The following is a 5,939-nucleotide window of genomic DNA, read 5'->3' on the forward strand; positions in this document are numbered from 1 at the left end:
AACGGCGGAGAGGGCGTCCACCGTGGGATTCTCACGCCCCACGAAGTAGCGGACATTCAACCGGTCGCCGTAGAGGGCCAGGACGTTGACCGCGGCGATGCCGGGGTGAGAGAAGGCGTACAGCCCCACCTGGCCGGTCAGCACGGGGAAGGGGCTTAGATCGCCGATGGTGTGACCGTCCTTATCGGGAATCTGCCCCGCGGCAAAGCGGATGACATCCCGCAGGGCACGGATGCTGGTCTCCCCGCCGTAGTCGAACCGGCCATCCGAGCGCGCCCCCGTGCTGCGGGATTCCTTGCCCGGCCACAGGTAGGCCACGCGGATCAGTCCGATGGGGGCGGCGTCCAGGTCCTCATAGAAGTCATTGACGGGTGTGAAGAAGGGGGCCACATCCACCACCACGCCGGCCCCGTCGGGGTAGCGCGGCACTTCGGGGAAGGTCAGGCGGACGGCGATGTTCCCGATGCCTTCCGAGGGGACGTAGGCGACGACCTGTCCTCCGGGCTGCCCGCTCGTCGCCTTGCCCGAGGGCGATTCTCTATCAGGGGGCAGAGTCGGCACGCTGTCTGCGGGCCGGGTCGGCGTCTCCCGCCGGGGCGGAGTGGTCATCTCCGGCGTGACCTGCTGCCCCGGAGAGCCGGTCGAGCAGGTCGTGGTTGCTACCACCAGTGGAAGAACGAACAACAGTGAAATGAGCAAGCGTTTCATCACGACTCTCCTTTCAGGATCGGTAGATCTACCTTGGTCAAATGTGTTGACAATATCTGCTCTCGGCTTCACTGACTGAATAGGTGTACTTGAGATCGTAGTTGGTTTAGTCGTAGTAACTGATGTGCGGCCAGCCGGACGCACCGAGGGCCAGCGAGGTCTCGTACAAGCCTACCTCCCTGTCGCTACCCACCGCCTCGATCTGCCAGGCTGGGGTAGTGGTAGCTCCAGGCGCTGCAAGGACCCTTCCCCGTCTTACCGTGAGGCCCCTCCGCCCGGCCCCCCATCTCCTCCCGCCCGCACGCGGCCGGCGCACCCCGCGCGGCGGGCGTCAGCGCGGGGGTCAGGCGCTCGCCTCAACGCCCCGCCGCAGCGCCAGCCGGCTCCCCGCCGCCACCAGCCCCAACTCCGCCAGCGTCATCCCCGCCAGGTACACCGACACGTCAAACCACAACTTCGTCGGATAGATGCGTATCAGCGTGTCCGAGTACAGGAATAGCCACGTGTCGCCCTCAAAGAACACCCGATGAAACGCCGTGAAGAACACGTTGAACCCCACGGCGATGAACACCCCCAGCGCGGCGAAGGCGATGAGACTCGCCACGGCGCTGGCCCACAACGCCCGGAACAGCGCGCGCAGTTCGCCCGCCACGAGCAGCAGGAGCGCCTCCCCCACCAGCGCGGCCCATGCGATCCACAACACCAACCGCGCCCGCTGGATCAGCACGTTCACATCCCGCATGTGGCGGATTTCGCGCTCGTTGAAGGCGGGCTCGCCCGTGCGCTCAAATCGCGCCTCCTCCAGCAGGCGGATGCCGTCGGGCCGCAACACCGACGCCAGGCCCAGTTTCGCCAGCGCCTCGCGCTCGGCTCGCGGCAGGGAGTAGCCGCCGGGCGGGTAGTACTCATCCGCGGGGAACGTCGGCTTGTCGTATTCGTGGCGGATGAAGGCATCGCTGGCCAGGAGGAAGACGTTGGTCAGGATGAGCGCCACCGGCAGCGCGATGGCGATGAGGATTTGGCTGACGCGCACCGCACCGCGCGGCAGGCGCCGGTTTTCGGGCGTGTTTGCTGGAATCCACATGATGGCCTCCTAGTAGCGGCGTCTCAGCGTGATGGCGACGATTTCCGGCGGGGCGCAAAACCGCACCGGCGGCGTGATGGTGCCCACGCCGTTGGTAACGAAAACGAGCGTGTAGCCCGTGTCCACGAACCCGCTGCGATACTTCTGCCCGTAGGCCGACGGCACGAACGCGGCCCACAACCCGAACAGCGTAACCTGCCCGCCGTGGGTGTGGCCGCTGAGCACCAGGTCTATCCGGCGCGTTGTGATCCGCTCGGCGTAGTCGGGATTGTGCGACAGGAGGATCACGAAGTCCCCCTCGTCCGCGTCGTCCACGGTGGGGCCGATGTCCTGCGTATCCTCCCACAGGTCGCCCACGCCGCCGATCTTGATGCGGTCGCCGCCCATGGCCACCCATACGGCGCGGTTGTCCAGGTTCACGATGCCCGCCCGCGCCATTGCCGCCCGCGTCTCGTCAATGCCCTCCCAGTGGTCGTGGTTGCCGGCCACGGCGAACGCCCCCAGCGGCGCGCGGAGTCGAGCGAGTTCGGCGAAAACCGGCGCGATGTACTTCGCGTCGCGGTGGACGTAGTCGCCGCCCAGGAGGATGATGTCGGGCCGGAGGGCGTTCACCCTGTCCACCGCCTGCCTGACCCTGCCGATGGAGAAGTAGGGGCCGTGGTGGATGTCCGACAGGAACGCGATGGTGCGGCCCTGGAAGCCGTCGGGCACGTCGGGGTCGGCGATCTCCAATCGGGTAACACCCAGCCGACGCGGCTCCACCAGGGCGTAGCCGACGAGCAACGCGGTCATGATGACGCCTGCCAGGATTGCGAACATACACCGATTCCTGCTTGTGGCGCTGAACTTTGGGCGTCTCGCGGGTGTATCTGTCATGGGCTACTCGCTGTTGGGTCGGACGCGGAGGCGCTTGATCTCGGCGCGGCGGCGTTTCTGCTCCAGCCGTCGCGCCCGCGCTGCGGCCGTCGGGCGGGTGGGGCGGCGCGGCCTCGGCGCGCGGAGCGCCCGCTCCATCATCTGCGCGAAGCGGCGCACGACCTCTTCCCGATTGCGCAACTGGCTGCGGGTGCTGCTGGACACCAGGTGGAGCACGCCGTCGGCGTCTATGTAGCCGCGCAGGCGCTGCATGACGAGCGCCCGCTGCTCTTCGGTCAGGCTGGGCGAGTGGGCCACGTCAAACAGCAGTTCCACCTGCGTGGCCGAGCGGTTCACGTGTTGCCCTCCTGGGCCGCCGCTGCGCGAAAACCGAAACTTGAGTTCCTCCAGGGGGACGGTGTACCCCTCGCCGGAATTCGGCATGCGCACCTCCGCCCCAATGCTACCATCGGCGCGGGGTTTTGTCAACGTGTACAAATCTTAACGTACAGGGGCGAAATCGGCCTGCATGTGAGTGCCAAGTGAGTGGGGGTATAGTATCATGTAAGCGCACCACGAAATCACGGGGCGCCGGGCGGTTACAGGCGCTCCGCAATCGGGTGGCGGGAAACGTGAGAACTCGGTTGAGCCTACCCTTGCTGCCAAGACTGCGCGGGGCACAGGGGAAGTTGTCCCTTGCCCTGCTTCCGTGTGCCTCCCATCCGAAAGCGGCTCTACAAACCGAGGGGGTTGCAGGTCTCTCCCCGTGGGTGGTCATCGCGGGGCTGGTGGTAGTCGTAGGGCTGGCGGTTGTTGCCCTGGGGCTGCGCGCGCGCGTTCGGCGCCACGAGGAGGAACGGGCGCTGCTGACCGAAGTCGCCGAGATTGTCGGCGACGCCCGCGAACTCCGGCCCATGCTTGCGGCGGCGCTGGAACGCTCCGTGCGCCTGCTGGGAGCCAGGGCCGGCGCCATCTGCATCCGCCAAAACGGGGGCCAGGTGGCGGTGGCCCACCAGATGCCCGTCAGCGAGGCCGAGGAACTGCTGCGGCTGCTGGGCAAGAGCGAACCCATGTGCGCGGGCGAGGCCGTTCAGGTCGTGCGCGTTGGCCCCTCGGCGCCGCCGGCCTTCAGGGAGAAAGGCATCGCCGCCACCATCTCCATCCCCCTGACCCACCAGGGGCAACAATTGGGCACGATGTGTCTGGCACTCCCCAAGGATCGGCCGATTCCCGCGTCGCGGCTGGACGCGCTCGTTGGCGTGGGCAAGCAGTTGGCGCAGGGAATCATCCGCCTGCGCCTGGCCGAGGAGTCGGAGCAGAACCTGGCGCGGCTGGCGGCGCTCCGCGACGTGGACATGGCGGTGTCCGTAACGCTGGAATTGCGCCCTACGCTGCGCATTCTCCTGGAGCACATTCGCCGCCTGGAGGGTGTGGTCGGCGCGGCCGTTACGCTGGTGGACGCCAGCACGCGCGTGCAGACGCTGGCCGAGCAGTCGGGCCTGGACGCGCTGCTGGAGAACGCCGGCAGGTGGGCCGCGCTGGACTACCTGGGCGAGCAGGTGTTGCACGCGCAGAGCGCGGTGTCGCTGTCGGGGCTGGGCGACCGCCGCGACATCCCGGCGCTGCGACCGCTGGGCGAGGCCGGCATCCAGACGTACTGGGGCTTCCCGCTCATCGCGGGCAATCAGATCATCGGCGTCCTATCGGTATTCGCCAGCACGACGCAAGGGTTTGACCGCGCGCTTCACACCTTCCTCACCGCGCTGTCGGGCCAGGCGGCGGCGGCCATCCAGAACGCGCAACTGTACAACAAGGTTACGGAGCAACTCCACCAGTTGCAGGCGGCGCGCGAACTTCTGGCCCAAAACGAGAAACTCTCGCTAATCGGTGAGTTGGTCTCGGGCGTGGCCCACGAACTCAACAACCCCCTGACAACCGTCCTGGGGTATGCGCAGATGCTGGAGGAGGAGGCCGAGTCGGCCCCGCTGAAGGACGACCTGCACCAGATCACCGAGGCCGCCCTGCGCGCCCGCACGATTGTCCAGGGGCTCTTGTCGGTGGTGCGCAAGCACGAGCCGCGCCGCGAGTGGGTGGACATCAATCAGCCGGTGCGCGAGGTGCTGCAACTCAAGGCGTACCAATTGCACATGGACAACATCGCCGTGGAGACCGACCTGAACCCCGACCTGCCCAAGACCCTGGCCGATGCGCACCAACTCCATCAGGTCTTCCTGAATCTGGTCAACAACGCGCACCAGGCCATGGCCCGCGCCCACGGACGGGGGAACCTGACGGTGCGCTCGCATCTGCTGGACGACCGCACCATCCGCGTGGAGATCGCAGACGACGGCCCGGGCATCCCTCCCGGATTGCAGCACCGCATCTTTGAGCCGTTCTTCACCACCAAGCGCGACGGCACGGGCCTCGGGTTGTCCATCGCCGAGGGGATCGTGCGACAGCATGGCGGGTCCATATCCTTTGAGAGCCAGCAGGGGCAGGGGTGCCGATTCTTCGTGGACCTGCCGGTGGCGGCGGCCGCGGAGCCGTTGCCAGGGGCCGAGGAGCAAGGCGAACTCCCACCCGTTGCCCCTGCACGAATCCTGGTGGTGGAGGATGAGCCGGCCGTTGCCGACTTCATCGCCAAGACGCTCCAGCGGGCCGGGCACTCCGTGCGATGCGCGGCAAACGGGCAGGAGGCGCTGTCCACGCTGGCCGACGAGAAGCCCGATCTCATCATCTCGGACATCAAGATGCCGTCCATGCGCGGCGATCAGTTCTTCATGGAGTTGCAGGTCCTCTACCCCGACCTGGTCCCGCGCGTGCTCTTCATCACCGGCGACGTGGCCGACCAGCGGACGGTAACGTTCTTGGAGGAGACCGGCCAGGCCCGTCTGATCAAGCCCTTCGGCGCCGACGAGTTGCGGCGGATGGTGGCGCGCATGCTCCGCTAATCCCGCGAGTCTTCGCATGTTGCCGGGTGCGTTTCCATTCCGGAGCGGGGAAGCCCGGGCATCGTCAGGTTGCCAAGCAGGGTTTGCCTCACCTATCCCCACCCCGGCCCTCCCCTTTCATCTTGTATATTCACACCAGTCAAGTAGGGCGGCTTTCTATAGCCGCCGGAGCCAGAGCGCAGTATGGGAACCCGCCCTACGCAAAGCAATCTTGCGTTCCCTATTCGCGTGGATTCGTGTGATTCGTGGATGATCACGCCCGCGCGGGGCTGAACCCCCGCGCTACGGGTGCGAAGCCCCTCCGGGGCTACCCGCAGCCCGCAGGGCTTCGCCCGTTCAGC

The 5,939-nt window shown here is 66.9% G+C and carries 5 protein-coding genes; 1 reads left to right on the forward strand and 4 read right to left on the reverse strand.

Going from position 1 to position 5,939, the window contains the following annotated elements:
* From H5T65_13645 to arfB, 4 genes are all read right to left on the reverse strand, one after another.
* Positions 1-609 (reverse strand): hypothetical protein (locus tag H5T65_13645; GenBank protein ID MBC7260273.1); only part of this gene is annotated, 609 nt, incomplete at its 3' end.
* Between the two features lie 442 nt (positions 610-1,051).
* Positions 1,052-1,792: a TIGR01906 family membrane protein gene (locus H5T65_13650; GenBank protein MBC7260274.1), complete on the reverse strand. Its 741-nt coding sequence runs from the start codon at positions 1,790-1,792 to the stop codon at positions 1,052-1,054.
* Positions 1,793-1,801: 9 nt separating this feature from the next.
* Positions 1,802-2,611: a metallophosphoesterase gene (locus H5T65_13655; GenBank protein MBC7260275.1), complete on the reverse strand. Its 810-nt coding sequence runs from the start codon at positions 2,609-2,611 to the stop codon at positions 1,802-1,804.
* A gap of 60 nt (positions 2,612-2,671) precedes the next feature.
* Positions 2,672-3,091: an aminoacyl-tRNA hydrolase gene (gene arfB, locus H5T65_13660; GenBank protein MBC7260276.1), complete on the reverse strand. Its 420-nt coding sequence runs from the start codon at positions 3,089-3,091 to the stop codon at positions 2,672-2,674.
* Between the two features lie 326 nt (positions 3,092-3,417).
* On the opposite strand from arfB, the gene H5T65_13665 reads away from it, so the two are divergent.
* Positions 3,418-5,598: a GAF domain-containing protein gene (locus tag H5T65_13665; protein ID MBC7260277.1), complete on the forward strand. Its 2,181-nt coding sequence runs from the start codon at positions 3,418-3,420 to the stop codon at positions 5,596-5,598.
* Positions 5,599-5,939 lie beyond the last annotated feature (341 nt).

The organism is Chloroflexota bacterium, assembly GCA_014360805.1.
Taxonomy (GTDB): Bacteria; Chloroflexota; Anaerolineae; order DTLA01; family DTLA01; genus DTLA01.